General features: G+C 39.5%; 5 protein-coding genes. 1 reads left to right on the forward strand and 4 read right to left on the reverse strand.

All coding sequences use genetic code 11. The features are described from left to right. Positions 1 to 26 precede the first annotated feature (26 nt). Both murJ and ampD read right to left on the reverse strand, forming a co-directional pair. Positions 27 to 1577 carry a murein biosynthesis integral membrane protein MurJ gene (murJ, locus tag AAV96_RS00440; RefSeq protein WP_171249098.1) on the reverse strand — a complete coding sequence of 517 codons (1551 nt, stop codon included), beginning with the start codon at positions 1575 to 1577 and terminating at the stop codon, positions 27 to 29. 62 nt (positions 1578 to 1639) lie between these two features. Then, complete coding sequence (gene ampD / locus AAV96_RS00445; RefSeq protein WP_046737888.1) at positions 1640 to 2218, reverse strand: 1,6-anhydro-N-acetylmuramyl-L-alanine amidase AmpD; 579 nt, start codon at positions 2216 to 2218, stop codon at positions 1640 to 1642. 145 nt (positions 2219 to 2363) lie between these two features. On the opposite strand from ampD, the gene nadC reads away from it, so the two are divergent. Continuing rightward, on the forward strand, positions 2364 to 3209 hold the full coding sequence (nadC, locus tag AAV96_RS00450) for a carboxylating nicotinate-nucleotide diphosphorylase (RefSeq protein WP_046737889.1): 846 nt from the start codon (positions 2364 to 2366) through the stop codon (positions 3207 to 3209). Positions 3210 to 3214: 5 nt separating this feature from the next. On the opposite strand, the gene AAV96_RS18195 is transcribed toward nadC, so the two are convergent. Then, positions 3215 to 3385 carry a hypothetical protein gene (locus AAV96_RS18195; RefSeq protein ID WP_171249099.1) on the reverse strand — a complete coding sequence of 57 codons (171 nt, stop codon included), beginning with the start codon at positions 3383 to 3385 and terminating at the stop codon, positions 3215 to 3217. Between the two features lie 425 nt (positions 3386 to 3810). Then, on the reverse strand, positions 3811 to 4180 hold a 370-nt coding region (locus AAV96_RS00455; protein WP_046737890.1), incomplete at its 5' end, for a phospholipase domain-containing protein.

A 4180-nucleotide genomic window follows, 5' to 3' on the forward strand; every position in this document is an offset into this window, starting at 1 on the left:
CCTCCTGTACAGGAGGTTTTTTTATATTAATGCTTAAGTTGTCTTGGACGAAAACCTGTAATCAATAATCCAATCACATAGGCCACCACACCAATTACACATAAACCAGCCACTTCAGCGATGCGTAACCATTGTGAAATATCGCCTTGATACCAACTTAAACCATACCAAAGCGCGACAATCATAGTGATGTTCGCAATTGCATATTGGAACGCTAGTTTCTTCCAATGCGCACCAAATCGATAAATATTCCGTTTATGTAAATAGAAATATAGCATACCCGCATTCACCAAAGCTGAGCCTGAGGATGCTAAAGCTAAAGCCATGTGTTCTGCATGCCAATCAATTAATTTAAAGAAACCGATAAAAACGACGTTTAAAATCGCATTCGCAGCCACTGCCATCAAACCTACACGAACAGGGGTTTTGGTGTCTTGCTGAGCGTAAAAACCAGGTGCAAACACTTTGATCAACATAAATGAAATAACCCCTGCACTCATACATTGCAGAGCTAATGCTGTCATTCGTGTATCTTCCAACGTAAATTCACCACGTTGGAACAACGCTTGAATAATCGGTGTAGACAACATAAATAATGCAATACTCGAAGGAATACCAACAAGCATGATGATTTTAGCAGCCCAATCGATCATGCTCTTAAATTTAGCTTGGTCTTGTTCTGCATGACGCGCTGATAACGAAGGTAAAATCACTGTACCGATTGCTACGCCAATTAAACCCAATGGTAGCTCTGTCATACGTTCAGCACTATATAACCATGACACAGAACCATCTTGCATGAATGAAGCCCAAATCGTATTCAGCAATAAGTTGATCTGCGTGACTGAAACACCAAATAAAGCAGGTAACATCAGTTTTAAAATACGGTCGACACCTTCATGTTTAAAATCAACTTTTGGGGGAATCAGTAAGTTTTTATTCCATAATTCAGGAATCTGAATTGCGAGCTGTAAAACGCCTGCAACAACAACAGCCCAGCCTAATGCCATAATGGGCTCTGCCATATACGGCGTTAACCACCATGCACCTGCTATCATTGCGACATTAAGTAGTACAGGCGAGAAAGCAGGTGATGCAAATGAACCATAGCTATTGAGAATACTGCTGGCAAAAGCCGTTAATGACATAAACATCAAATAGGGAATCGTAAGACGAAACATATCAACGGCAAGGTCAAATTTCTCAGGATCGTTATGAAATCCGGGTGCATAGATATAAATAATTGCAGGTGCAGCAACCATTGCGACAAACGTCAATAATGACATTGCTGTGAGTAGACAACCAAAAACTCGACTGATGAGAATCTGAACTTCGGCATGCGCACGACTGGTTTTATATTCTGTTAGAACAGGAATGAATGCTTGAGAAAAAGCCCCTTCTGCGAAGAGTCGCCGAAAAAAATTGGGAATACGAAAGGCAACGACGAAAGTATCGAAGTCCTTGCCCGCACCAAATACATTGAGTAGCACAACATCACGCACTAATCCCAAAATTCGGGATAACATCGTCATTGCACTGACAATGACAGTCGATCGCCACAATGCCATCGCATTCACCTACGGCTTATCTTTTAAAAAGCGTTATTGTAATGAAAGTCAAAATAGATTTCGTTGTGAAATCATAAATTCGACGAAGTTTTTTTAGATAGTAATTGACGGAATAATTGCCAATCAAAATATAACCCAGGATCAGTTTTACGTTTTGGGGCGATATCAGAGTGACCTGCAATATGATTCTGAATTTTTGGATAGGCCTGTCGCAGTAGCGTTACGACTTCTACGAGAGCCTGATATTGTTCAATTTCAAAAGGCAAATCATCGCTGCCTTCTAATTCGATGCCAATCGAATAGTCATTACATTCTTTCTGAGCAAGATAACTGGAACGTCCTGCATGCCATGAACGGTCATTAAAGTTTACAAATTGAATGACCTCTCCCGTACGCAAGATCAGCAAATGTGCGGATACCTGCATCCCTTCAATGGTCTGAAAATAAGGATGGATAGACCAATCTAATTTATTTTGAAAAAACTGCTGAATATAGCCTCCACCAAACTGTGAGGGTGGCAAACTAATATTATGAATAACAACCAGTTGAATATCCACACCATCAGGACGAGTATTAAAATTAGGTGATGCAATCTGGGTCGCACCGATTAATTTTCCAGCTTGCACTTGAGTAAATTTAGCCTGTTGCATTATGACCCGAATCAGCAATTTAATGTTTATCTACTGCATTCTGACATGCTTTATCACGAATAATCGAGATGAAATACTTATTTTTTATGAGGAGGGTGCTAATATATCGCACAAGTTTTTTGGTCATAAATATACTGGAACGGGTATGAGTATTCCTCAATCTTTGCTTGAACAATCTATTCAAATCAATATTCAACAAGCATTACAAGAAGATATTGGGGATGGTGATATTACCGCAATGCTTACCCCTGAAGTAGAGCAAGCAACCGCAACCATTATTACCCGTGAAGACATGGTTTTAGCTGGTCAACCTTGGGTGAATGCTTTGATTCAGGCGTATGATGACTCAGTACAAATCACATGGCTTAAACAAGAAGGTGAGCATGTTGCAGCAAATGAGGCCTTTTTAAAACTCGCTGGTTCTGCACGTAGTTTACTGACTGTGGAACGCCCTGCTTTAAACTTTATTCAAACACTTTCTGCTGTGGCGACTAAAACTGCAAATTATGTGCAACAACTTGAGGGTTTAAATACCAAATTGCTTGATACACGTAAAACCTTACCAGGTCTACGTATTGCACAAAAATATGCAGTTGCTGTGGGTGGTGGACAAAACCATCGTTTAGGTCTATTTGATGCATTCTTAATTAAAGAAAACCATATCATGGCAGCTGGTGGTATTGCTCAAGCAATTGCTAAGGCACATGACATTGCACCGGGTAAACCTGTCGAAGTAGAAGTTGAGACTTGGGACGAGTTAAACCAAGCACTTGAAGCTGGTGCAGATATCGTGATGTTAGATAATTTTAGCCAGCAACAAATGATTGATGCGGTCAAGCATGTTGCGGGGCGTTGTAAATTAGAGGCTTCTGGTAATATTACAATTGAGAACTTGCGCGAAGTTGCAACCACAGGCGTCGACTATATTTCAATGGGCGTACTCACTAAAGATGTTCGTGCTGTAGACTTATCTATGCGTTTTAATGCTTAAATATTCTAAGCATCATCCGATTGCTGTGTTTTAAGTGCATCAGAAGTCGAAATTTTTGTCATTTCGACTTTCTCAGTCCACGCTGATTTAGCTTCAGCTGAATCAGTGGGTCGTGGATCTGCTGCCATTAACACAAAAGTCACTGCAGTTAATAATATTAGAAAAACTTGTACCATGTTCCCCTTCCTTATTTATTCTTAATTTTTCGAGTCTATCAATCCAAAATGAGAAAAAATTGAGTGTTGTGTTACCGCATGCAAATACTCTGTGAGCTATTGTTTACAATCAGATGATGATATTTAATTTCATTTTGAACCGAAAAGCCCAGCATGCTCAGTAGCTCAATTTATTCAAATAAAAAGATAGACACACTCTATTTCGTATGTGCTTTAACATCATTCACGATTGGCTATAGGGTTGTACATTATTCTTATTTTAGAAAACAGATCGATTTTCATCCTGCAGAAGTATTTCTTTTTGGTTTTCCAATCTGATGCTAATTCTGTTCTATCTCTATTGGTTTTTACTGTGATAATTTCAGCCTATAAAAAAGCGGCTAAAGAATATTTTTTAGCCGCTTTTTTATAAGTAGATCGAAATCCTATACGCCTATCACCCCAATATATGGATCAGAAAATGAGTCTTCGTTAGACGCAAGACGACCCGCAAACCTGCGACTAACACTTGGTTCATTTTGAATCGTCACTGTAAAGTCATACCAACCACCAAATTCAGACATATCCCAACTCAACGCTTTTTCAGCTGTAGTCGTTTCAATCTGCCATGTCTTATTCGGTAAATAAGCATTCGCTTTTACAATCAATTTTGCTGTTTGGGCGCCATCATTGCGTACTTTCAAGAACAGTTTCGGATCACATTCTTCCATACACACACGGATTTCTGGCAAAGCTTCAAACTGACTTACTTGAGCAACATTACCCGTAAAGCTACGATGGAAACCATTGGGACCC

Source organism: Acinetobacter sp. AG1, from assembly GCF_001005525.1.
Lineage (GTDB): Bacteria > Pseudomonadota > Gammaproteobacteria > Pseudomonadales > Moraxellaceae > Acinetobacter > Acinetobacter modestus.